Annotated in this window: 21 protein-coding genes; 12 read left to right on the plus strand and 9 right to left on the minus strand. The window is 59.4% G+C overall.

Annotated elements, in window-relative coordinates:
* The first annotated feature begins 118 nt into the window (after window positions 1-118).
* Together mtnN and yihA are read left to right on the plus strand one after the other, a co-directional pair.
* On the plus strand, window positions 119-877 hold the full coding sequence (mtnN, locus tag AB5Z14_RS00225) for a 5'-methylthioadenosine/S-adenosylhomocysteine nucleosidase (RefSeq protein WP_368129834.1): 759 nt from the start codon (window positions 119-121) through the stop codon (window positions 875-877).
* A 38-nt stretch (window positions 878-915) separates the two neighbouring features.
* Window positions 916-1,506: a ribosome biogenesis GTP-binding protein YihA/YsxC gene (yihA, locus tag AB5Z14_RS00230; RefSeq protein WP_195362208.1), complete on the plus strand. Its 591-nt coding sequence runs from the start codon at window positions 916-918 to the stop codon at window positions 1,504-1,506.
* Window positions 1,507-1,764: 258 nt separating this feature from the next.
* Here yihA and thrB read toward each other — a convergent pair whose 3' ends face one another.
* Window positions 1,765-2,646: a homoserine kinase gene (gene thrB, locus AB5Z14_RS00235; protein WP_368129835.1), complete on the minus strand. Its 882-nt coding sequence runs from the start codon at window positions 2,644-2,646 to the stop codon at window positions 1,765-1,767.
* Window positions 2,647-2,847: 201 nt separating this feature from the next.
* Entirely contained in the window at window positions 2,848-4,365 is a 1,518-nt protein-coding gene (gene thrC / locus AB5Z14_RS00240; RefSeq protein ID WP_368129836.1) for a threonine synthase, read from the minus strand.
* 103 nt (window positions 4,366-4,468) lie between these two features.
* On the opposite strand from thrC, the gene AB5Z14_RS00245 reads away from it, so the two are divergent.
* From AB5Z14_RS00245 to AB5Z14_RS00265, 5 genes are all read left to right on the plus strand, one after another.
* On the plus strand, window positions 4,469-5,857 hold the full coding sequence (locus AB5Z14_RS00245; protein ID WP_368129837.1) for an aspartate kinase: 1,389 nt from the start codon (window positions 4,469-4,471) through the stop codon (window positions 5,855-5,857).
* A gap of 173 nt (window positions 5,858-6,030) precedes the next feature.
* Window positions 6,031-7,056: an aspartate-semialdehyde dehydrogenase gene (locus tag AB5Z14_RS00250; protein ID WP_368129838.1), complete on the plus strand. Its 1,026-nt coding sequence runs from the start codon at window positions 6,031-6,033 to the stop codon at window positions 7,054-7,056.
* A gap of 643 nt (window positions 7,057-7,699) precedes the next feature.
* Window positions 7,700-8,278 carry a methylated-DNA--[protein]-cysteine S-methyltransferase gene (locus tag AB5Z14_RS00255; RefSeq protein WP_368129839.1) on the plus strand — a complete coding sequence of 193 codons (579 nt, stop codon included), beginning with the start codon at window positions 7,700-7,702 and terminating at the stop codon, window positions 8,276-8,278.
* A gap of 229 nt (window positions 8,279-8,507) precedes the next feature.
* Window positions 8,508-9,197, plus strand: coding sequence for a response regulator transcription factor (locus AB5Z14_RS00260; RefSeq protein WP_368129840.1), 690 nt, complete (start codon window positions 8,508-8,510; stop codon window positions 9,195-9,197).
* Window positions 9,194-10,567 carry a sensor histidine kinase gene (locus AB5Z14_RS00265; RefSeq protein WP_368129841.1) on the plus strand — a complete coding sequence of 458 codons (1,374 nt, stop codon included), beginning with the start codon at window positions 9,194-9,196 and terminating at the stop codon, window positions 10,565-10,567. The genes AB5Z14_RS00260 and AB5Z14_RS00265 overlap by 4 nt, the downstream gene beginning before the upstream one ends.
* A gap of 287 nt (window positions 10,568-10,854) precedes the next feature.
* On the opposite strand, the gene AB5Z14_RS00270 is transcribed toward AB5Z14_RS00265, so the two are convergent.
* Window positions 10,855-11,493 (minus strand): GyrI-like domain-containing protein, encoded by a 639-nt coding sequence (locus AB5Z14_RS00270; protein WP_368129842.1) that lies wholly within the window; start codon window positions 11,491-11,493, stop codon window positions 10,855-10,857.
* A gap of 270 nt (window positions 11,494-11,763) precedes the next feature.
* Here AB5Z14_RS00270 and AB5Z14_RS00275 point away from each other — a divergent pair, with 270 nt between their 5' ends.
* Window positions 11,764-12,465, plus strand: coding sequence for an ABC transporter ATP-binding protein (locus AB5Z14_RS00275; RefSeq protein WP_099432161.1), 702 nt, complete (start codon window positions 11,764-11,766; stop codon window positions 12,463-12,465).
* A gap of 5 nt (window positions 12,466-12,470) precedes the next feature.
* Window positions 12,471-15,236 carry an FtsX-like permease family protein gene (locus AB5Z14_RS00280; RefSeq protein ID WP_368129843.1) on the plus strand — a complete coding sequence of 922 codons (2,766 nt, stop codon included), beginning with the start codon at window positions 12,471-12,473 and terminating at the stop codon, window positions 15,234-15,236.
* A 116-nt stretch (window positions 15,237-15,352) separates the two neighbouring features.
* Here AB5Z14_RS00280 and AB5Z14_RS00285 read toward each other — a convergent pair whose 3' ends face one another.
* The 5 genes from AB5Z14_RS00285 to AB5Z14_RS00305 all read right to left on the minus strand — a co-directional run bounded on the left by AB5Z14_RS00285 (window position 15,353) and on the right by AB5Z14_RS00305 (window position 20,216).
* Complete coding sequence (locus AB5Z14_RS00285) at window positions 15,353-15,604, minus strand: hypothetical protein (RefSeq protein WP_368129844.1); 252 nt, start codon at window positions 15,602-15,604, stop codon at window positions 15,353-15,355.
* Between the two features lie 168 nt (window positions 15,605-15,772).
* Window positions 15,773-16,150, minus strand: a complete 378-nt coding sequence (locus AB5Z14_RS00290; RefSeq protein WP_368129845.1) for a MerR family transcriptional regulator — start codon at window positions 16,148-16,150, stop codon at window positions 15,773-15,775.
* A 489-nt stretch (window positions 16,151-16,639) separates the two neighbouring features.
* Window positions 16,640-17,542, minus strand: a complete 903-nt coding sequence (locus AB5Z14_RS00295; protein ID WP_368129846.1) for a helix-turn-helix domain-containing protein — start codon at window positions 17,540-17,542, stop codon at window positions 16,640-16,642.
* 369 nt (window positions 17,543-17,911) lie between these two features.
* A complete protein-coding gene (locus tag AB5Z14_RS00300) occupies window positions 17,912-18,991 on the minus strand; it encodes a 6-phosphofructokinase (protein ID WP_368129847.1) in 1,080 nt (359 codons plus the stop codon).
* Window positions 18,992-19,130: 139 nt separating this feature from the next.
* Window positions 19,131-20,216 carry a carcinine hydrolase/isopenicillin-N N-acyltransferase family protein gene (locus tag AB5Z14_RS00305; RefSeq protein ID WP_368129848.1) on the minus strand — a complete coding sequence of 362 codons (1,086 nt, stop codon included), beginning with the start codon at window positions 20,214-20,216 and terminating at the stop codon, window positions 19,131-19,133.
* A gap of 161 nt (window positions 20,217-20,377) precedes the next feature.
* On the opposite strand from AB5Z14_RS00305, the gene AB5Z14_RS00310 reads away from it, so the two are divergent.
* The 3 genes from AB5Z14_RS00310 (at window position 20,378) to AB5Z14_RS00320 (ending at window position 22,845) form a co-directional block, all read left to right on the plus strand.
* Window positions 20,378-21,763: a M18 family aminopeptidase gene (locus tag AB5Z14_RS00310; protein ID WP_368129849.1), complete on the plus strand. Its 1,386-nt coding sequence runs from the start codon at window positions 20,378-20,380 to the stop codon at window positions 21,761-21,763.
* A 214-nt stretch (window positions 21,764-21,977) separates the two neighbouring features.
* A complete protein-coding gene (locus AB5Z14_RS00315; RefSeq protein ID WP_117584152.1) occupies window positions 21,978-22,358 on the plus strand; it encodes a translation repressor RelB in 381 nt (126 codons plus the stop codon).
* Window positions 22,359-22,374: 16 nt separating this feature from the next.
* A complete protein-coding gene (locus AB5Z14_RS00320) occupies window positions 22,375-22,845 on the plus strand; it encodes a PIN domain-containing protein (protein ID WP_368129850.1) in 471 nt (156 codons plus the stop codon).
* 233 nt (window positions 22,846-23,078) lie between these two features.
* Here the strand turns inward: AB5Z14_RS00320 and AB5Z14_RS00325 are convergent, their stop codons facing one another.
* The gene (locus AB5Z14_RS00325) at window positions 23,079-24,014 is read right to left on the minus strand and encodes a D-2-hydroxyacid dehydrogenase (protein ID WP_368129851.1); all 936 of its coding nucleotides are present in this window, start codon (window positions 24,012-24,014) and stop codon (window positions 23,079-23,081) included.
* Window positions 24,015-24,058: the final 44 nt, after the last annotated feature.

Consider the following 24,058-nt stretch of genomic DNA (forward strand, 5'->3'; position numbering starts at 1 on the left):
TCTAGTCTTGGAATCACAAAGCTTGCCGTGTTCATATGCTCCTAAATGGCATCGAGTGTGATGTGACGGCTTCGAATAGCTCTTAATTGCTGGTACCATACGTGGATACGAGTTGTTTATGGGTTTGGGGGACGGTATGGCCACCATCGCGATTATCGGGGCACTTGAAAAAGAGGTCGCGCAGATTAAAGAGGAGCTTGACGGTGCGCAGGTAGCACAGGAGGCCGGTCTGACAGTCGTAAGCGGCGAGCTTGACGGCCTGACGGTCGTTGCCACGACTGCTGGCATGGGTACCGTGAATGCTGCCGCTGCAACGCAGCACCTCATTAGCAAATATGCCCCGCAGGCTGTTGTGTTTTCGGGTATTGCGGGTGGTTTAAACCCTAAACTTCATATTAACGACGTGGTTATAGGCAGGTGCCTGCGCTATCTGGATACCGATACGGCACTCATCGCAGAGTCTGCTCCGGAACTTGAGGAGTTTGCTTCAACGGGTGCCCTCGTGCAGATTGCCGGTGCCGTGCTCAAAGATCATGGTTTTGTCGATGCCGGGGTTCTCGATACCGCTGCGGGCGATGACCCCAAGCAGTTCCTGTGCGGAACCATTGCCACGGGCGACCGCTTTGTGACGGGCGATGTTATGCGCAATGCCGCCATCGAGGCGACGCACGCCGATTGTGTCGAGATGGAGGGCGCGGCAATCGCCCATATCGCGACCAAGAACGGTGTCGATTGCTTGGTGCTGCGCGCCATCAGCGATAATTGTGACGAGGCATACGATGCATTTTGCGAGCGTGAGTTTGATCTGGATGAGTATGCCCACACCGCGAGTAGCATCACGCTCGATATCGTTCGCCGCATTGCTGCAGCGTGCTAACCCGTTTGTTGTAAGTGACCTACGACCAAGGAGTGTCCATGGCCGATTCCATTAACTACCAGCTTGCCAAGTTCGTCGCCAGCTACGGCAAGGTTTCACAGATTCCCGAGTCCACCTGTCCCGAGGTAAGTTTTGTCGGCCGCTCCAACGTAGGCAAGTCGTCGATTATGAACAAGCTCTTTGGCCGCAAGAATCTGGTCAAGGTTTCGAGTACGCCGGGCAAGACGAGTAACATCAACTTCTTTGAGGCCGATGATGTGCACTTTGTCGACCTGCCGGGTTACGGTTTCGCCCGTCGCTCCAAAGCTGAGCGCGATCGCTGGGCCGAGCTCATCGGCGACTTCTTCGACTCCGAGCGCAGCTTTAACCTGGTTGTGTCGCTGGTGGATATCCGCCACGACCCCAGTAAGCTCGACCACGACATGATCGACTATCTGCAGGGCAACGAGTTCAACTTTATCGTCTGCCTTACCAAGGCCGACAAGCTCAGCCGCACCCAGCAGGCCCGCCAAGCAGCAGCTATCAAAAAGCAGCTCAACGTCCCGGCCGAGAATGTGATCATCACGAGCTCCCAGACCGGCGTGGGTATCGACGAGCTCAAAAAGCGCATCGCCGAGGCCTGCCTCTAATAAGCGCTCCAGCCTAGCAAGAGCCCCTATCAATAAAAGGCCATAATTTCAGCCCGGCGCCCCTTCAAAGCGTGGGTCCCTGTAGACATCGCTAGTAACGTTACCATAGGGCCATCCGGGGGCTTCCCCTTAAAAACATTCCGCAGCACGAGGCCCGCTTATCCGCAGCTCCGAAGGAGCAGGATAAGCGGGCCTCAAGTGCGAGGACGTTTTTAAGGGGAAGCCCCCGGATGGCCCGGACAGACCGATCGGCGATGTCTACAGGTACTCGATTTGAGCGCCTTCCGTGTCGCACGTCAGAATATGCGTCTCACACTTGGGGAATTGCTCGCGCAGCTTGACCTGCAGGAACTTTGCCACGATGGTATCGTCGGTTACAGCCATGAGGGTCGAGCCCGAGCCACTAATCCAGATGGTCTTAGCGCCGCCGTTAAGGCAGGTGTCGCGCACGGCGTTGTAGTCGGGAATCAGGCGGCGACGATAGGGCTCCTGAATGCGGTCGTCATTAGCGGCGGCAATCAGGTTCAGGTCACCAGTCTCCAAGCCGCGCGTCATGCCGGCGATGCGGCCCATCTGCCACACGGCGGTGGAGAGCGGAATCTCCTGCGGCACGACCTTGCGTGCCTCACTCGTGTGCACCTCGTAAGGTGGAATCACGGTAATAAAACGCAAACGATCGCTCACCTCGTAGCGCAGGCACTGGGGGAGCGAATCGGTCGGCGTAAAGGAGCAGACGGCGCCGCCCAGGATGGCGGGGGCGACGTTATCGGGATGGCCCTCGACCTCGGTGGCAATGCGGACGAGCTCGGCGCGGTCGACGGTGTGGCCTGTCAGTGCGGCGGCGGCCATAATGCCGGCGACGACGCAGGTGGAGCTGGAGCCCAGGCCGCGGGCGACGGGAACGTCAGTCTGAATGTCAATGGCGACGGGGAAGGCCGGCTCGCCCCATGCAGCCAGTGCATCCACAAAGCTCACGTAGACTAGGTTGTTCTCGTTTTGGAACTCCTCGGGGCAACCCGTGATGGTGAGCTTGTCGGCGTGCTCGAAGGTAAAGTGCGAGTAGAGGCTGACGGCCATGCCAAGGGTGTCGTAGCCGATGCCTAGGTTTGCGCTGGTTGCTGGGACGGTGATTTTGATCATGGGAATCTCCTGGGCGGTCTGCCTGTTTAGTTCGCTGCTCGGGCGGTCCTGGCTCGCTCGGAAAGCACATTAAGTGCTTTCCGGCTCGTGCGGAACTCGCGACGAACTAAACAGGCAGACCCGCATGTCAGTTCGTCATCATCCCGGTGGGTATCTGATAAAAGAAAGTGCGCCGGCTTTCGCCGGCGCTTAATAAGGGGTTTAGTTGGTGCTCATTCGTTTTGCTGCGGACTCGACGTAGCTTGCCATCTCGTCGACGTCGCAGACGTCTTCGAAGCGGACGGGCTTGGACTCGAGTTCGGCGAGCTGGGTCGGGGCGACCGTGTTGGTGGCCTGCTCGAGTACGCGCATAGCCTCAAAATCATCCTCGGGAACGTCGAGGCCCAGGGCGTCGCAGCAAGCGCGCGGGAACTTGTAGGGGCTGGCGGTCGAAAGCAGCACGCGGGCCTTGGCGCCCTCGGCGGGAGCGACCTGCTCAAAGACGTGATAGCCGCAAGCGGTGTGCGGGTCGATCACGTAGCCGTTCGCGTCCCAGCAGCTCTTGATGGCAGTGCGGACCTCGTCCTCGCTGGCCCAACCACAGCCAAAGACGCTCTGAATCTTGGCCAGCAGCTCGGCGGGCACCTCGTAGCGACCAGTCTGCGCCAGCTGCTCCATAAGGCCGGCAACGAGCTCACAGTCGCCATCGGACAGGAAGTACAGCATGCGCTCCAGGTTGGAGCTGATGAGGATGTCCATCGACGGCGAGATGGTCGTGAAGAACGGGCGGTTACGGTCGTAAACGCCGGTGGTCAGGAAGTCGGCAAGCACGTTGTTCTTGTCGCTCGCCACGACGAGCTTGGCGACGGGCAGACCCATGCGCTTGGCGTAGTAGCCGGCCAGGATATCGCCAAAGTTGCCGGTGGGCACACAGAACTCAACGGCGTCGCCGGCCTCGATGGCGCCGGCGCGCAGCAGCTGCGCATAGGCGGCAAAGTAGTAGACGACCTGCGGTACCAGGCGGCCGACGTTGATGGAGTTGGCGCTCGAAAGCACCGTGCCGGCAGCCTCCAGACGCTCGGCAAGCTCCTTATCGGCAAAGATGCGCTTGACGGCGCTCTGGGCGTCGTCAAAGTTGCCGCGGATGCCGCAGACGGCGACGTTATCGCCCTCCTGCGTGGACATCTGCAGATTCTGCACGCGGCTGACCTTGCCCTCGGGATAAAAGACGGTGATGCCCGTGCCCGGCGCGTCGGCAAAACCGGCGAGTGCGGCCTTGCCCGTGTCGCCCGACGTGGCGGTGACGATCATGATGCGCTCGGCGCCGCCGTCCTTGGCGGAAGTGCGGGCCATCAGACGGGGGAGCATCTGCAGGGCGACGTCCTTGAAGGCGCTCGTGGGGCCGCCAAAGAGCTCCATCACATAGGTCTGAGGGGCGTCAGCGCCCGGCGCAGCGTCGAGTTTGACGAGCGGCGTAACCTCTTCACTCGCGAACGTGCCGCGGTATGCCTCGTCGACACACGCCGAAATTTCTTCGGCCGTGTAATCATTCAGTAACATTCCCAACACATCTTGAGCGATTTCAAAGTACGATTTATCTGCAAGCGAGCTGATATCGAGCTGCTGGGTGCCGAGCTCGTCCGAGACAAACAAACCCCCGTCGGGAGCGATGCCGGTGCGGATTGCCACCTTACTTGAGCACGATAAAGTGCGTCCTCGTGTACTATGATAAGTTCCCATATAACACTGCTCCTCGGATGCCTTGGTCCCAATCGGTGAAACCATGGTATCAGAGCGCGCAAAACAGGTTTGCAGAGGCTTTTAGAAAGGTAACCTCAAGCCCATGATTAAGATTGCCAAGTTTGGCGGCTCGTCGGTCGCCGACGCCGAACACTTCAAAAAGATCAAGGCCATCGTCGATGCCGACCCTGCCCGCCGTTTTGTGGTGGTTTCCGCCTGCGGCCGCCGCTTTAAGGGCGACACCAAGGTGACCGACCTGCTCTACCTGGTTAACGCGCACGTTAAGTATCACGTGTCGTGCGAGGAACTGCTCGAGGACATTGGCCAGCGCTATTTTGATATCGCTGACGAGCTGGAGCTCACCTATCCCATCCGCGAGGAGTTCGCGGCCTTTGCCGAGCGCGCCCGCTCGGGCGGCTACTCTACCGAGGAGCTCGTGAGCCGCGGCGAGTACTTCACCGCTCGCTTGATGGCCGAGTACCTGGGCCTGCCGTTCCTGGACGCCGCGACGGTTGTGGCGTTCCATCACGACGGTACGCTCAGCATGAACCGCACCTCCGAGCTGGTGCAGGAGTACGGCCAGCAGGGCGGCTTTGTTATGCCTGGCTTCTACGGCGCGACGCGTGAGGGCCAGATCAAGCTGCTCGATCGTGGCGGCGGCGATATCTCGGGCTCGATCCTGGCCAAGTGCCTGGGCGCCGACCTGTACGAGAACTGGACCGACGTCTCGGGCTTCTATTCTGCCGATCCGCGTATTGTTCCCGAGGCTCAGCCCATTGCGCGCGTTACCTACGAGGAGCTGCGCGAGCTTTCGTACATGGGCGCAAGCGTCCTGCACGAGGAGGCCGTGTTCCCCGTGCGCGAGGCGGGTATTCCGCTGGTCATCAAGAACACCAATGCGCCGCAGGACCCCGGCACCATCATTAGCGAGACGGCTGATGAGGGCGAGGCCGAGCCCATCATTACCGGCGTGACCGGCAAGCGCGGTTTTGTCGCCATCAACGTCGCCCGCGACCGCACCAAGCCCCGCGTTGGCTTTATGCGCCGCGCACTTTCGGTCTTCGAGCGCTATGACGTTTCCGTCGAGCACATGCCCACCGGTGTCGACCGCTTTGGCGCCGTGGTGCAGGAGAAGGATGTGCACGATTCGCTGTACTCGCTTGTGGGCGACATTCAACAGGAGGTAGAGCCGCTCGAGATCGAGGTTGTCGAGGGCCTGGCGCTCATCGCTACCGTCGGCCGTAACCTGCGCGGCCGCGCAGGTATCTCGGGCCATCTGTTTGGTATGCTTGGCCAGGCCGGCGTGAGCGTGCGTATGATTTCGCAGAGCTGCGACGAGATCAACATCATTATCGGTGTCGAGGAGAAGGACTTCGACCTGGCGATTCGGACCATTTACCGTGCCTTCTCCGATGAGAACGGCATTGTGAAGGTCTCCGACCTGGAGGCTTCCGCGCCGGTCGATCCCGCTCTGGTTGCGCTCCACAAGTAGCTGCTATCTCGCTAGATTTTTGAGTCATGTCTCAAAATCTACGGCGGGGCGTTTCGTTTCGGTTTCGTTTCGACGGGGCGGGTTTCGTGCCCGCCCCGTTCTTGTATACACTGGCAACAATAATTGGCCTGCTCGGCGTGCGGGCAAAAGCCACAACCTTTAAAGGGGGAAGCATGAAACAGTACACGGTTGCTATTTTGGGCGCGACGGGAGCCGTGGGCACCCAGATGCTTGAGTGCCTCAACGAGCAGAAGTTTCCGGTCGGTAAGCTCAAGCTGCTGGCGAGCGCGCGCTCTGCGGGCAAGACCGTTGAGTTCCGCGGCGAGCAGATCGTAATCGAAGAGGCTTGCCCCGAGGCCTTTGAGGGCTGCGACATTGTGCTTGGCGCCGCTGGCGACGACATCGCCAAGGAGCTGCTGCCCGAGGCCGTCAAGCGTGGCGCCGTCGTGGTCGACAACAGCCATGCCTTCCGCATGGATCCCGAGGTGCCGCTCGTCGTGCCCGAGATCAATGCCGACGACATCAAGTGGCATCACGGCCTTATCGCCAATCCCAACTGCGCGACCATCATCGGCCTGGTTCCCACGTGGCCGCTGCATCAGCTCGCCGGCGTGAAGCGCATGATTGTCTCGACGTACCAGGCGGCTTCGGGCGCCGGTGCCCCCGGTATGGCCGAGCTCGAAGCACAGCTTGCCGCCCTGGGCCGTGGCGAGGAGATTCCCGAGCCGCGCGCCTTTGCCGCTCAGCTGGCGAGCAACCTGATTCCGCAGATCGGTGGCGTCAAGGAGGAGGGCTTTACTTCCGAGGAGATGAAGCTGCAAAACGAGGGCCGCAAGATCATGCACCTGCCCGAGCTGCGTGTGAACTGCACCTGCGTGCGCGTGCCGGTGCTGCGTTCGCATTCCGAGAGCATTACGCTCGAGTTTGAGCGCGACATCACGGTCGAGGAAGCCCGTGCTGCGCTGGCTGCCGCTCCGGGCGTGAAGCTGGTTGACGACATGAGCGCCGAGGATGCGCACGACCGCTTCCCCATGCCGATGGATACGTCCGACCAGGACCTGATCTGGGTCGGTCGCGTGCGCCGCGACATCTCGAACCCCGAGGCTGCGCGTGGTATCACCTTCTGGTGCTGCGGCGACCAAATCCGTAAGGGCGCGGCAACCAACGCCGTCCAGATTGCTAAGCTGCTCTGCGAGTAGTGCGACCTGTCCGGCGGGGGCCGGGCTTGGTTTTCAGAACGTCCTCGATCATGTGTGGCGCCTTGTCCTGCTCCTTCGGAGCCGCGGACAAGGCGCCACACTGGTCTGCGGAGTGTTCTGAAAACCAAGCCCGGCCCCCGCCTGCGGTGACGCTGCTGCAAGCGGCCTGCGATGGGGCCGTTGTTGGTTGGGGCCGCTGGGCTGATGTGGGGGCGCGCGGCTGTTGCGGGCCCTGGTCCCGGCGGCGGCCTCGGCGCTTCGCGCCTGCCGCCTGAGGTGACTTTGGGGTTGGGACGAATCGGGGTCTAATACTTTTCCCGAGAAGTGAACGACCTTATTTGGACCCCCGAGGCATTGGCATATTTTGACCGCTATTTCCTGCGGTTTTGTTGTGCGAATCCTGCGGTTTTGCGGTCTAAAGGTGTGGATGCTCCGGGGCTTCGTTTTTACTCGTTCACTTCTCGGGAAAAGTATTAGAACTCAGCTGGTAGGGGTACTGCTTTGGCGTCGAAGCTCTGCGTCTTCTTCGCTTGATTGGGGAAAGCGCCCTCGCTTAAGCAATTGCGAGCCCGCCCAGACGTATCTGCGGGGTTGTCTGCACAATTCGCGGTATTATGTTGCGGAGTTTTGAAAGGAGCCGCTGGTGGTCACGACGACGTTTGCTTCGCCTTTGGGCGAAATCCTGCTTGCCGCTGATGGCCGCGGTTTGACAGGGCTTTGGTTTGAGGGGCAGGAGCATTTTGGCTCTACGCTGCTCAAAGAAGATGCGGAGCACGTTGAAGGTGTCGATGCGGTTTCCGGTGCTGGTGGTATGTCGTCGGTGAGTCCGGCTCATGGTGCGGCTTCTTCGGTGCTTGAGCGTTCCTGGGCTTGGCTGAATGCTTATTTTGCAGGGCAGGAGCCTCGGTATACGCCGCCGTTGCATATGATCGGTACGGCGTTTCAGCGTGAAGTTTGGTATGAACTGCTTTCTATTCCGCGTGGCGAGGTCGCCACGTATGGCGAGATTGCGGCTCGTGTCGCCGCCCGCCATCGGGTGCCGGGGAACGAGAATCCCGTTGTGTCTCCTCGTGCGGTAGGGGCTGCGGTCGCTCGCAACCCTATTTCGATTATCGTGCCGTGCCATCGCGTGGTGGCGGCCGACGGATCGCTCAATGGATATGCCGGTGGCCTCGACCGCAAGGAGCGGCTGCTGCGGCTTGAGGGCGCGTACGAGGACTAGCGCTCGAACACTTTGCGTAAACTAGGACGCCGCAAAAGGACGAGTCGCTGTTCCTTCGCGTCTGGCATGCGTCAAAGCGCTCGGCATTTGCGCCTTAAGTTTGGCTAAGCCATATCCTGCGCATTTAAAAACGCGCCGGTTGAGCAGCTAAGGCTGCGCTAAGGCAGCTTTTGGTGCGCTATCATCGGCAGTATCGAAACCTGTAGAGCCGTGCGCCAAAGGAACAACTATGAAGCTGATGCTTGCCGAGGACGAACCCGGCCTCTCCCGTGCCCTTACCGCGATTCTTCAACATAGCGACTACGAGGTCGACACCGCCCTCGACGGTCTGACGGCGCTCGAGTATCTGCTTGCCAACGACTATGACGCCGCGATCCTGGATATCATGATGCCCGGCATGGATGGCATCGAGGTGCTCAAGCGCACGCGTGAGGCCGGCAAACGCCTGCCCATCATCATGCTTACGGCAAAAAGCGAGGTGTCCGATAAGGTCGAGGGCTTGGACGCCGGTGCCAACGATTACCTGACCAAGCCGTTTGCCGCCAAGGAACTGCTCGCTCGCATTCGAGCCATGACGCGTGCCGCGACGGCAATTGACGCCACGACGCTCAGCGTGGGCAACGTGCGCCTCGACACGGCATCGTGCACGCTTGTGGGCCCCTTGGGCGAGGAACACCTGGCCAATCGTGAGTTTCAGCTTATGGAGCTCTTTATGCGCAACGCCGGCACGCGTATGCCCACCGAACGTCTGATGCTCGAGGTTTGGGGTGAGGACGCGCCCGAGGGTGCCAACGTGGTGTGGGTCTACATCTCGTACCTGCGCAAAAAGTTGACAGCTCTGGGTGCCAACGTGGCTATCCGAGCGTCGCGCAATCAGGGATATTCGCTCGAGGTTGTCGAGGAAGGCGAGCAGGCGTGAGCGTGCGCACGTGGTGGAATCGCATGACGGAGCAGTTTCGTGCCGCCTCGAACAGTACGGGGCGGGCAAATGCTGCTGACGCATTGGGCCGCCGCCTGCGTCGTAAGTTTATCCTGGTTGCCATGGGCGCCGTGACCGTGGTGCTCACGCTCATCATTGCTGGTATCAACATCGTTAATTATTCGCATGTCTGTAAAATGGCCGATGCGCGCCTGGGCTACATCGTGGCGGGCAAGGGCGGCATTGATTGGGAGGATGAGCCCGCGAACGATCCCAGCCAGGATATGTGTGCCGGTAAAGTTGCTGCCGGTAACCGAGAGGGCGTTCGCGTGGGGCATTTTGAAGGTATGACGGCGGAGTCTCCCTTCGACACGCGCTACTTTACGGTGGCGCTTGTCGATGGGCAGGTGATCGATGTCAATACCGCCCGCATTGCCGCAGTGGGCGCCAAGCGTGCTGCCCGTATTGCTGCGGGACTGGATTCCAAAGGCATGACCTCTGGGTTTTCTGGCAACTACCGCTATGCGATTACAGCTCAAGACGACGAGACCACCTATGTGTTCGTGGACTGCTCGCGCGAGCTTGCAAGCTTTCATTCGTTTTTGAGTGCGAGCGTGGCAATCAGTTGCATTGGCTGGTTGGCGGTGCTGGCAATTGTAGCGGGTGCCTCGGGCGCGGTGATTCGACCGATGGTCGAGAGCTACAGCAAGCAAAAGCGTTTTATTACCGATGCAAGCCACGAGATCAAGACGCCGCTAGCTGTGATCGACGCCGCTAACGAGGTGCAGGAAATTGAGAGCGGCGAGAGCGAGTGGACGCAGAGCATTCACGAACAGGTTGCACGGTTGACGGCGCTCACGGAGCGTCTGGTATTTTTGGCTCGCATGGACGAGGGCTCGGCGGGCTTTACTATGACATCGATCGATCTTTCGGAGGCAGTGGACAAGGCGGCGGCGCCGTTTGAATCGGTGGCGGTTTCGCGCGGAAAGCGGCTGTCGACGTCGATCGCGAGCGGTGTGCGGGCCTATGCCGATGCCGCAGCAGTGGCGCAGGTTGTTGAGCTACTGCTGGACAACGCCACACGCTACGCAAGCGAGGGCAGCGTGATTGAGCTGAGCCTGCGCGCAGCCTTGCGCGGTCAGGGTAAGGGCACCGCCGAGCTTGTCGTATCGAACGCCGTGGACGAGCTGCCCGAAGGCGACCTGGACCGATTGTTCGACCGCTTCTATCGTGCGGACGTGTCGCGCAGCTCCAAGACGGGCGGCTCGGGCGTGGGCCTATCCGTGGTGCGTGCCATCGCCGAAGCCCATGGCGGGAGCGCTTCTGTCTGCGGCCACGGCAACCAGATCACCTTTACCGTCCGCCTCTAAAACCTGCCAAAAAGGGACAGGTTTATTTTGGTCGGTTTTATCTGGGGAAACGCCGGCGGGAGAGGGCGTGGGCGGAAACTGCATCCTGCTTTGATCCACGACTTCTGGTATTTCATTTAAGCCTCTTGATATAAAAAGAGCTGGAGTTGCGCATCGTTGAGAGGCTTTCCAGCTTTAGCAAAACAAATTAATAAGATGTGACGGGCCGCGTCAAGATAATTACCGGACGGCCTAGGAGGCGGCTGGTTGGTTGGCTTAAAACCTAGCGCGTGAAATGACGCCCCACGCTATTCAGCGCGCTTGATGGGATGACGAACCACGGTCTTAAGTTTCTCCGGTGCACATTTGCGTGGATCGGAGAGATAGATTTCGTGATGTAAACGGGTGTCTGAGAAGTCGGGGACATAGCCCTGCTCGGTCGCGTATTTATGCATAGCGTCTACGGTCGCCGGTTCGTTGTCGTAGGGCCCGGTGTGCATGCATTGAACGCAGAGACCCTCGTCAACTTTAAGCAGCTCAACGGCGGAAAAGTCAAGTTTCTTTTTGGTCGTGGCCTCCGCGACTGCCCAGTCAAAGTCATCTCGGGTGACGAAATCGGGCAGGCGGATGCACGAGATAAAGTTGAAATCGTCCTTGCGTACATAATCGATGTCGCCGCTCGGGGAGTCTTGCCACCAGAATCCCTCGAGCGGCGGCACCACAAAATCGAAATAGCCCTCGATACTCCTTGAGCCTTTCTTCGACATCTTGACGGTATAGGCGATGCCGTAAAGTAGCGGCAGGGCGTTTTGATACTCGCCACCTTCGGTATTTGGGTTGCCCTTTCCGCGAACGGCAACGTAGCTCATAGGCGGGACGGTTACGATACTCGGCTTGCTTGCAGGTTTGTAGAGCTCCTTGCATTCCTTCTTAAAGTCGAACGCCATGTTGGCCGCCTTTCTGCGTATTGGCCTACTTAGATAGCGGGATCATATCATAGAAACGAACAGCTGTTCGAATGATTCGGCTGACAGATAGAGATGCGTGCGTTGTGTTTGGCGGTCGGCCTGACCCCGTCGATGATTTCTCTGTTTTCCCGGCGCCCGCCTGCGCTCCCCGTTTCCCCATATAAAACCTGCCAAAATAAACCTGTCCCTTTTTGGTCGGTGCGAAATGGGTAATACTAAAGAGTTATCCGACCAGATTGGAAGCGATCGATGGCCTATATCGAATTCAAAGACGTCATCAAGGCGTACGGCGAGGGCGACGCCCGCATTCACGCGCTCGACGGCGCGAGTTTTACGGTCGAGCGCGGCGAGCTCGCCATCATTCTGGGCGCTTCTGGTGCCGGCAAGACCACGGCGCTCAACATCCTGGGCGGTATGGACACGGTAACCTCCGGCACCGTAACGGTGGACGGGCGCGACGTGAGCTCCGCCAACGAGGCGCAGCTCGTGGAATACCGCCGCGCCGACGTCGGCTTTGTCTTCCAGTTCTACAATCTGGTCCCCAACCTGACGGCGCTCGAAAACGTTGAGCTCGCGGCGCAAATCTGCCCCGATTCGCTCGATGCCGAGCAAACGCTTCGTCAGGTTGGCCTGGGCGAGCGCCTGGGCAACTTTCCGGCGCAGCTTTCGGGCGGCGAGCAGCAGCGTGTGTCCATCGCCCGCGCGCTGGCCAAAAACCCCAAGTTGCTCCTGTGCGACGAGCCCACGGGCGCACTCGACTATAAAACCGGCAAGCAGATCTTGCAGCTGCTGCAGGATACCTGCCGCAAGCAGGGCATTACGGTCATCATCATCACGCACAACTCCGCGCTCGCGCCCATGGCCGATCGCCTGATCCGCTTTAAGAGTGGTCGCGTGGAGAGCGAGACGGTCCAGCAAAATCCCGTGCCGATCGAGACAATCGAGTGGTAGCGCCCATGAATCAGGACCGCCAAAACAGCCTACGCCGCGACGCGCAGAACGCGGAGCGAGAGCAGGATTTTACGACCTACCGCACTGCCCAAAGCTCAAACGATATGGTGCCGGCGGTGTTTCGCCGTGGCATCTACCGCACAATCCGAGGCAGTCTTAAGCGCTTCTTGTCCATCGTGGTCATCACCGCGCTCGGCGTGAGTGTGATGTGCGGTCTTAAGGCGGGCTGCGATGATCTGTGCGATTCGGTCGACGCCTATTTTGACCAGCAGAATGTCTATGACATTAACGTGCAGTCGACCTATGGCCTTACGCGCGACGATCTTGCGGCTATCCAAGAGGTCGACGGCGTCGAGACGGCCGAGGGTATCTACACCGAGACCGCCTACACCGCCGTGGGCACAACGCGCGAGCGCGTGGTCGTGCAGAGTCTTTCCAAGGAGAATATCGATCAACCGGTGCTGGTGAGCGGCGATTTGCCCGAGAGCGCCGGTGAGGTCGCGGTGACTTCGAAGTTCCTTAAGGCTTCGGGCAAAAAGCTCGGCGATACGGTGAGTTTTGCCGCCAATGATGCGAGCTCGTCGAACCAAAGCGCCAAGGACCAGTTTGCTGCGGGCGATTACACCATTACGGCCGAGGTTCTCGATCCTACTGATGTGAGCTCCGACTCGACAGTCAACGCCTTCCGTGCCGCTTCGGCTGCCGACTACAAGTTCTATGTGAGCGAGGACGCCGCGACGTCTTCGTCCTATTCTGCAATCCACGTGGTCGTTGAGGGGGCCAAGGACCTTAACTCCTATTCCGATACCTATACGGCAAAGATTAATGAGGCCAAGGGCAATATCGAGAAGATCCGCGAGGAGCGTGAGAAGGCACGCGCTCAGGAGCTGACGGTCGACACGCCGGCAAGCTTGGATGCGGCCGAGCGCCAGGCGAATATGCTCTTTGGGATCGAGCAGGATAACATCAACCGCATGGCAGAGGGCAGCGAGGAGCGCGTACAAGCGCAGTCCGACCTGGACCAGCGTCGCGCCGCCGCCGACCAACAGTTTGCCGATGCCCGCGCCGAGCTTTCCGATCTAGGCGAATGCACGTGGTACATCCAGGACCGCGGCAATATCGCAAGCTACTCGAGCGTGGAGAGCGATAGCTCGTCAATTGAGGCCATCGCCACGGTGTTCCCGTTCATCTTCTTTATCGTCGCCGTGCTCATCAGTCTCACCACCGCCACGCGTATGGTCGAGGAGGAACGCACGCTCATCGGCCTGTATAAGGCGCTCGGTTATTCGCGCGGGCGCATCCTGTCCAAATACGTGGACTACTCGCTGTGGGCTTGTCTGATTGGCGGCGTGCTCGGCAACATCATCGGATTCGTGGGCCTGCCGCTGTTCCTGTTTACGGTGTTTGACGACATGTACTCACTGCCCCAGATGCTGCTTTCGTACGACATCGTGTCCTCAATCGTCTCGGTGGCGCTGTTTGCCGTGGGCGTGGTGGGCGCCACGATTATCGCCTGTCGTCACGAGATGGCCGAGACCCCAGCCTCGCTCATGCGTCCCAAGGCCCCGCGCGCCGGCTCGCGCATCTTGCTTGAGCGTATCGGCCTTATCTGGCACCGCATGGGCTTTTTGAACAAGGTGGCAGCGCGTAACCTGTTCCGCTACAAAAAGCGTGCCTTTATGACCATCTTTGGCATCGCGGGCTGCACGGCGCTCGTGATCTGCGGTATGGGCATCCGCGACACGTCGGTCGCGCTGTCGCCCAAGCAGTACGGCCACATCACACGCTACGACCTGCTGGCGGTCGCCAATCCCGACGATTTTTCGCAGACGTGCGCGGCATTGGATGGGCGCAGCGCGGCCAATGATTCCAACGTGACCGTGACTTCGACGCTGCCGATTATGACCGACAACGTTACCTTTACATTCGGCGGAAAGAGCGAGACCGTGCAGCTGATCGTGGTGCCCGATGACCGCACGGGTGACTTGGGCGATTACGTGCGCCTGGAGGATGAGTCCAAAGAACCGCTGTTTTTGCGTGACGGAGACGTGTATCTGAGCAAAAGTTCACAGCTGGTGCTGGGGATTCAGCCGGGCGATACGGCTCACGTCCAGGATTCGTCGCTCAATGTTGCCAAGGTCAAAGTCAGCGACATTTCGCTTAACTATCTGGGCAACACGCTTTACATGACGCAGGGCACCTATGAGCGTGCGTTCGGTCGAAGCGCACGCCTCAACGGCATCTTTGTGCTGCTTAAGGGCTCATCTTCTGACCAGATTGCGTTTAGCAAGAAGATTAAGAGCGATGGTTGGCTCACCATCTCGAGCACGGCCGAACATTGGCAGAACTACGAGGCGAACTTTACGATTATCAATTCTGTCGTGGTGCTCGTGACCTTTATGGCAGCGTGCCTGTCGTTTGTGGTGGTGTTTACGCTGTCCAACACGAATATCTCCGAGCGCGAGCGCGAGCTGGCGACCATTAAGGTGCTGGGCTTCCGCCGCGGCGAGGTGCACCACTACGTCAACAAGGAGACGTTAATCCTCACGGCGATTGGCACCGTACTGGGCGAGCCACTGGGTGGCCTGCTTGCCGAGAGCTTTACCTACATTTTGCAGATGCCGTCGCTGTACTTTGACGTCGAGGTCGAGCCGCTGAGCTTCGTGCTCGCCGTGGTGCTTTCCTTTGGCTTTACGTTTATCGTCAACCTCGCTACCAATCGTACCCTCAACAAGATCGACATGGTCGGCGCCCTCAAGAGTGCCGAGTAACCTGCCAAAAAGGGACAGGTTAATTTTGGCAGGTTTTACCTGGCCAAACGCCGGGCGCCTACGGGCGACCCGACGTTTGGCCCGTTTTTGCTGGGGATGTCTGTCGTTCAGTGCTCTTACTGGGCAAGCCAGTGTTGCGCACAGCTCTTAATGTCCTCGGTAAAACCGTCAAGATCGTCGAGGGTTATTACGTTGTCGATAAGTAAGTTGGCTATCTCGCGATGCATTGTGCTGCGGCGAATGTCGTTCGCCAGCACTCCTGAGGACAGCTTATCCCTATTGATACGCTCTTCTAGCGCCCAAAACCTATTGGAGGCTTCGCCGCTGCCGTTCAGTATCTCGATGTACTGGTCGATGAGCTCCTCCATATGGCGCTCTTGCCATTCAGGGAGTAGCTTCTTATACAGTTTCCAGTCGCTTTCGGCTACGTCTCGCATATTTCCTCCGCTCGTCAAACCTGTCAAAAAGGGACAGGTTTATTTTGGCAGGTTTTATCTGGGAAAACGCCGGGCAGCTTATGGGCGGTCTGGCGTTTGCTACTTTGCTATCTTCTGCTCGCAGGCGTGGATGAGGTCGTCGTAGTGGGCAATCTTGTAATTGAGGCGATCGAGACCGGCCTGCATTTCGGCAATGCGCTCGGTGACCTGGTCGCGCTGTTCTTCGAGAATGGCTCTGCGCGCCGCCATGGTGCCGTCGCCCTGTTCCAAGAGCTGCATATATTCGATGAGCGCTTCGATTGAGACGCTTGCGCCACGCATACACTTGACGAACTTGATGCGCGCGCAGTTTTGTTCATCGTAGTCGCGAATGCCATTTTCGTTGCGGTGTACACGAGGCAACAAGCCAATGCGCTCGTAATAGCGCAGCGTATCGGCGGAAATGCCATACTCCTTTGAAACCTCGGCGATCCTCATGCCAGCTCCTTGGATGTCTTGCTAAGTTGCGGTGGAATAGTTCCTAGATGGGTCATTTGGGCCTTAAATAGGAACTATATCACCGCAACTTTCTGGTAATCGTGCTGTTCGGCGTGGATGAGGGGAACCTCGACCTTTGCCGCCGATTTTAAATAGGTCGTATGCCGCAAAATGGGCCTATCTACTACGTTTAGTTGAATGCCCTCGACCATGCCGGGAAAATGAAAAATAAAACCACAGGTAGACGGCTTGTCGATTTTCGAAACAGGCGGTCATGGTTGACCCTCTTGAGGTAAACGTAGTAAATAGGCCCTTTTCTTGGCAAGCCATTGACCCGATGCCATTTTCCGTGTTGCGACTGCCCCCGTCTGTCGTGAGTTGCGGTGGAATAGTTCCTGAATAGCCTCATCAAAGGCGAAAACAGGAACTATTCCACCGCAACTTAGGGGGAGGGTCGTCGGCTGGGGCTTGCCGGCGGGACGGGGCAAACTAGGCCTGCTTGTGGTGCTTCCATTGTTTGCGGCACCAGTGCATGAGTGCTCCCACGACGGGGATGGTGACGAGGATTACCCACGCAGGATGGGGTTGTCCCAGGCAGAGCCACATGTAGAGGAACCAGGCAATGGCAGTTGCCGGATAGACACTGCCGATGAGCTTAGACAGGCGGCGCCGGTCGATAAAGTCGCCAATGGCGTAGTAGACGGGAATCAAAAAGACGAGGAAGAGCCCCATGCCCCACGTGCCGTAGACAATGCCGAGCACCAGATAGGCGAGGGCGATAAGCGCGGGGAAGGGAAACTTGTTCCACGCGCGTCCAAGCTTGGTGTGGAAGCGCTTGCCATGATGGTCGAGCTTGTCGTGCGCCTCCTTCCAGCTGGAAAACGTCTCGCCGTCGATAGTGACGGTGCCGTCGGCATTGGTGTGCACGCTATGCCCATCATCTTCGAGCGTATCGACGTGCACGCCGCCCGGCCCCACATGGACCTCTTCGCCCTTGCGGTCATTGGTTACGTGGATGCCGTTCCAGCCAACATGAACCTCTTCGCCTTTTTCGGGATCGATAACGTGGATACCGCGCGCAAGGGAAATGTCGACAAGCGGCTTGTCACCACAGTGGGCATTGTCAGTGGAGTTCTCAGTCTCTTCGGTTTCATCCGAAGCCTCGGTGCCGCCGTTGCCGTCTCCAGCTGTCTCCCCATACAGCAGCTCATCGAGCGACACGCCATACAGCGCGGCGAGCGCAATAAGGTTATCGGTATCGGGCGAGGATTCGCTGCGTTCCCATTTGCTGACAGCCTGGCGGCTCACACCCAATTGGGCAGCAAGTGCTTCCTGAGAAAGCCCGGCAGCTTTGCGGCGATCGACGAGCCGCTGCGCCATTGCAAGATCCATGGCAGTTCCTTTCGCATGATGATCGAATCGAATGGCTCGAGTATGTCGAGAACAACCGGTAGCGACCACCATTTCTAGTTAGAATCTGCCCCAACCCTACCGCAACTATAGGTGGCAACCCCCAACGACCAGCCATTTCATGACAAATGTCAGTGCTCGCAACAGCCAGGAGCCCCCATCATTCCAAAATTTCAGACCAGGCACCCGCAGCAAGAAGACGAATAGCCTCGGCGAGTATGTAAACGCAGGGCCCTCCGGCCTCCGCCTGACGATTTCGATTGGCGACCTTTGACGGAGTCAAGGGAGGAGCCAAATCGAAATACGTCAGGCGGAGGCCGGAGGGCCCGATGGGAGCAGTTCCTGCCGAGGCTATTCGTCGCCGAAGCTGATGCCCAACGCCTTGGCCTCGCGCACCAGATCGCTCTGGGGGTCGACATATTTGAGCTTGCCGGCGACCTCCTCGAGCGGCATGTGGCACATCTTGCCGTCACGCAGGGCAATCATGTAGCCAAACTCGCCGCGTAGGCAGCCGAGCGCTGCCTCGACGCCGCACTGGGTCGCAAAGATGCGGTCCTGGGCGTCGGGCTGGCCGCCGCGCTGCGTGTGACCGGGGATGGCGACGCGGGTCTCGCGACCGGTCTTGGCCTCGATTTCCTTGGCGATGTCGTAGACGATCGACGGGCTCGTGCGCTCGGCGAGCTTCTTCTTGTACTCCTTCTTGGACAGCGCCGCGTCCTCCTTGGAGATAGCGCCCTCGGCGACGGCCACGATGGTAAAGCGGCTGCCGGTCTCCATGCGATGCTCGATGGTCTTGATGACGTTATCCATGTCGTAGGGGATCTCGGGGATCAGGATAACATCCGCACCGCCCGCGACGCCGGCATACAGCGGGATCCAGCCGACCTTGTGGCCCATGATCTCGATGACGAACACGCGCCCATGGCTCGAAGCGGTGGTGTGGATGTCGTCGATGCACTTGGTGGCGACGTCGATGGCGCTCGTAAAGCCAAACGTCATCTCGGTGCCCCAGGTGTCGTTATCGATGGTCTTGGGCAGGGCGATAACGTTGAGGCCCTCTTCGCGCAGGCGGTTAGCGGTCTTGGTGGAACCGTTGCCGCCCAGCATAAATAGGCAGTCGAGCTGCAGCTTGTGATAGGTGTGGACCATCGCGGGCACCTTCTCGACGCCGTCGGCCTCGGGAATGTCCAGACGTTTGAACGGCGTGCGGCTCGTGCCCAGGATTGTGCCGCCGCGGGTGAGGATGCCGCTAAAATCGGCGGGCGTCATGACGCGGAACCTGCTGTAGATAAGGCCCTGGTAGCCGTCCTCAAAACCATAGATCTCGATAGGCTCTTCGCTATTGGTCATGAGCGTTTTGACGATGCCGCGCATGGTGGCGTTGAGCGCCTGGCAGTCGCCGCCACTGGTAAGAAGACCGATCCTGAGCATTATGAATCCTTCCGGGCAAGTTATAACATGCGCATAAGTTTACCCCCGCACACTGTTGATACGGGGGTAAAACGTGTTAGCTCAAGCGTATGGAAATGTAAGCAACGTCAGGGAACGTAAGGTCGACGGGCCTGGCTCCTTACAGTGCGAAGGCATCGACGTTGCCCCAGTGGCGGCGCAGCGTGATGGCGGCAGCGGGCTCGGTATTGTCGAAGACGACCGACCATTGCGTATTGCTGGTGATGTCTTCCGGATTGGGCTCTTGCGCTGCGGCTCGCAGGGCTTCCCAGGCAATCGTTTCGTCTTGGGCACCGACATGGGCGTCGAGGACATCGGCGATGGCGATGGCGCGTTCCTTGCCATGGCCCAGCTCGCCGTTCTTTTGGTTGGGGAGCACTTCGTCGCCATAGCAGGCGTAGAAGTTCGTAACCTGGCGTACAGGAGTCGCTTTGAAAGCGCGGTCCGGATCGCGCGGGTCCCACTCTACTACGCGCGCGTCACCGGCGGCGTCGTTGATAAAGAAGTGGTAATCGCGCCCTGCCATGGCGTGCATGTCGTAGGCGGAAAGCAGGTCGACAGCTTCTTGCGTGGTGGCGGCACGGTCGAGCACCAGACGGATGGCGAGCGAGGTATTGATGACGGGGCGTTGCGTGTCCTGGTCACAGGGCTTGGAATCCAGGGTGAGTACGGCAACGGACACGCCGCATTCGTTAACACCGTCGAGCTGGGCAAACGGGCCCATGAGTGCGGCGACGCGTCCGGCGACGGAGTCAAGCGGAGTGTTATCGCCCAGGTTGTTGAGGGCGGCAAATCCGATGGAGGCATAGCCGCCGCGTGGGTGATTGCGCACCAGCAGCGCCGAGGTGTCGTCCTTAAAGTCGTAATTGCGACCGGTGCGCACGCGGCGTTCGGCATCTACAGCGACAAAAGCGCTGCAGGCAAACTGGGGCGCCTGGACATGTGCCGGCACACCGGGCAGCACCTGCGCCACCACGGCATCGATGTAGGCCTGGTCGTCGCGTACGCCGGCGGCGATGATGCGATCAAGATCGTAGTCGTAGGCGATGTCGATTGCGTACAGGTCATAGCCATCCGCGTAGCCGGTCAAGCGTTTGAGCGACGCGGCGGACTTGATTTGCTTGTGATAAACGATACCGGTGGCAGCGGCAAGGCCGACGGCGACACCCGCGACACCGCAGGCGATGGCAATGTTACGTGGCTTCATGACGGCTCCTCTCGTCCTGTTAGCGCAATTGTCGCAAAAGGAGCGCGGGCATGATGGCTCAACTTGGTGAGCGGCGCGGAATTAAGCACGGAATGAAGAGTGCGGCGCTGGCGTGGCGGGGTATGCTGGAGGGGACCATCAACCCAGCGAAAGGGGAGAGCATGACGGATCAGGAAACGATCGAGCGCGTGCACGTGACGGCCGACGATATCGAGGCCTCCAACGACCTTATCGACTTTATCGAGGCATGCCCCAGCATGTTCCATACGGCAGCGACCATTATGGCCGAACTCGACGAGGCGGGCTTTACCTACCTGCCCGAGAACGCAGCGTGGGACATCGAGCCGGGCGGGCGTTATTACACGCAGCGCAACACCTCGAGCGTCGTTGCCTTTAAGGTGGGCGAAGACCTGGCCGCTACGTGGGGCGAGGACGGCGTTGCCGGCGACTATCATTTTCAACTCACGGCGTCACACAGCGATTCGCCGACGTTTAAGGTTAAGGCCGTGCCCGAGCTTGACGGCGCGGGCGAAACGCTGCGCCTGAACACCGAGGCTTACGGCGGCATGATCGACTACACCTGGTTTGATCGTCCGCTCGCGCTGGCCGGACGCGTGCTGGTGCGCGAGGGCGACCGTATTGAGAGCCGCCTGCTTGCCACCGAGCGCGAGGTCGCTATTATCCCGAGCCTTGCCATCCACATGAACCGCGGCGTTAACGAGGACTTTGCTCCCAACCGAGCCATTGATCTGTGCCCGCTCATCAGCGCCGGTGACCTTAAGCAGGGAGATTTTGACGCCCTGATCGCTGACGAACTGGACGTTGAGCCCGAGCAGATCCTGGGCCGCGATCTGTTCCTGGTCAATCGTCAGGATGCGCGCATTTGGGGCTGGGCCGACGAGTTCATCTCGACGCCCAAGCTCGACGACCTGGCCTGCGCCTACACCTCACTGCAGGCATTTTTGGGTGCCGAGAACGCGCACGACGTTTCGGTCTTCTGCTGCTTTGATAATGAGGAGGTTGGCTCCGAGACCAAGCAGGGCGCCATGTCGACGTTCTTGGCCGACGCGCTGCGCCGCATCAACGGATCGTTGGGCTTTGACGACGAGTCGTACCACCGCGCACTTGCCGCCTCGATGCTTGTAAGCTGCGACAATGCACATGCCGTGCACCCCAACCATGCCGAGAAGTGCGATGCCCGCAATCAGGTGGTACTCAACGGCGGCATCGTCATCAAGGAGGCCGCCAACCAGCACTACTGCACCGACGCCTTTAGCCGCGCGGTGTTCCAGGCCATTTGCGATGACGCCGACGTGCCCACGCAGGCCTTTGCCAACAAGAGCGATATGGCCGGCGGTTCTACCCTGGGCAATCTGTCCAATATGCAGGCGAGCATGCATGCCGTGGACGTGGGCCTGCCGCAGCTTGCCATGCACTCGAGCTACGAGACCGGCGGCGTGCGCGACGTGATGTACGCTATCCGCGCCCTCACCGCCTTCTACGAGCGCAACCTAACCATCAACGGCGCCGAAAGTGTGGAGCTCTAAAACCTGCCAAAAAGGGATGTTAATTTTGGCAGGTTTTATCTGGGCGAATGCAAAGGGTGAAACCGAACTGGATTGGTGATGCGTAGCCGCCGAGGTGCAGTGTGCCTCGGCGGCTTTTTGTGTACAGAGTACGGCTAATGCTTATAAATGCTATACATGCTTTACGTATCTACCATAGAGTTTTATGATAGTTTTGAAGTATTAAGGAGGGGTTATGACCACAACAGCCGCTCAGATCAACGTACGTCTCGATGCCGATCTTAAAAGGAGTGGGGACGCCGCTCTCTCCAAGGCCGGTATGACGCCGAGCCAAGCGGTGCGAGCGCTCTGGCAGCTTGCAGCGTCGCTGGCCGATCGCCCCGGTGCGCTCGAGGATATCCTGCTGCCCAGTCGTGCCCGGGCGGAACAGCGCGAGCGCGAAAAGGCCGCCAAACGTAAGCTCGAGCTCATGGATCAGGGGTCGAAGCTGTTCGCTGCCGCTTGCTGTGAGTCGGGAATCGATATGGTCAAGGCTCAGCCATCGGACGACGAAGAGCTCAAACGGAATGCCTATGCGGATCGCTATGGCGAGGAGATGAGCTGGCTCTATGAGTGAGACTCCAAAGCGCATCTTGGTTGACACCAACGTGTGGCTCGATTACTTCATTCCCTCACGACGTGGTCGTTCGGTGGCGATTGAGTTTTTACGCGATGCATGCACGGCGCAGGTTGATTTGCTGTACGCGGCGACATCGTCCAAAGACCTGTTTTATTTGATTTCAAGCGAACATAAGGCATGGTATCGGCGCGAGCATGGTTCGCTTTCCCAGTATGCCGCTACGGTAGCGACTTCGCTTGCATGGGATTGTCTTAGCGTGCTGTCGCAGCTTGCCACGCCAGTGCCCTGTGACCTGAGCGATATATGGATGGCGAGCAGGCAGCGTGAGCTCCATAGCGATTACGAAGACGATTTAATCATTGCGGCAGCGATACGCGCAAAGGCAGATCTCCTGGTCACCAACGATGTCAAGCTCTCTTCGCATGCGCCCGTCGCAGCAATGAACGTCGAAAACGCAAGAAAGTACTTGGCAACGCTCAAATAGCTCTAGACCTCACTGGCCGAACAAAAGTCAGCGAGGGCCCACAGATAGAGCCAACGCCAGCCAGACCCCGCAGGTTGAACAAAAGTCAGCGAGAGCCCGTCTGGGCGAGCAAGGTGCCTTGAAACAAGGCGGCATTGACCTTCTGGTCATGCCGCCGAAGTTGAAAGGCAGATTGCCGTCCAGACGGGCTCGCAGCGTCGGCTCATTACGCCGTTTGTAAAACGGCGTAATTCTTAGTGCTCGATCCAGCAGCGCAGGGTCTCGCCGGCCTGCAGGTGACGCAGATTCTCCGCGGCGATGTCGACCACGTTGTTGAGCGTGGCGGCCAAGTGGAACCAGCCGGAGATGTGCGGCGTGATGAGCATGTTGGGCGCATCCCACAACGGGCTTGTCTCGGGCAGCGGCTCGGGGTCGGTGACGTCGACCGCGGCGCCGGCGAGATGTCCTGATTCCAGGGCGGCAACTAGGTCGTCGGCAACCACAAGATCGCCGCGGCCGCCGTTGGCAAAGAAGGCGCCCGGCTTCATCGCGGCGAAGAACTCGGCGTTTGCCAGGCCGCGGGTCTCGGGTGTGCTGGGCATAAAGGATGCGACGACGTCTGCCTCGGCCAGGCGCTCGGGCAGGGCATCCATGCCGTCCATGTCCTCAAACACAATGGGGTAGACGAGCGGATGGCGCTTGATGCCGCGGACGTGTGCGCCCATGCTGCGGCAGAGCGTGGCAAAGTGGCCGCCGATATCGCCCGCGCCCAGCACCAGCACGTTGGCATTTTTGAGCGAGGTAACCGGCCCCAAATCCTCCCAGCGATGCTCGCGCTGCAAGTCGTGATAGCCGGGCAGGCGCTTCATCATGGAAAGGACCATGGCAAACATGTGCTCGCTCACGGCCTGGCCGTAGGCGCCCACCGAGCAAGACAGTTTGGCGTCGGCTGGCACGGTGCCGGCGGCAAGGTAGTCGTCATAGCCGGCGGTCTGCAATTGCAACAGCTGGAGATGCTCGCATGCCGTGAGCATGTCAGGGTCGATGTTGCCCAGGATCACGTCGGCATCGGCGACCTGCTTGCGCGCGGTGGCGTCGGCGCTCGTGTAGATAAAGTCCTCGCCCGGAGCGCTCGACTCAAGAATTGCGCGATGACGGTCGTTGACGGGCAGCAAAACCAGGATGTTCACAGGCAGTCCTCTCCGCTCAACCTGCCAAAAAAGGGACAGGTTTA

This window comes from Collinsella aerofaciens (assembly GCF_040910265.1).
GTDB classification, from domain to species: Bacteria; Actinomycetota; Coriobacteriia; order Coriobacteriales; family Coriobacteriaceae; genus Collinsella; species Collinsella aerofaciens_BK.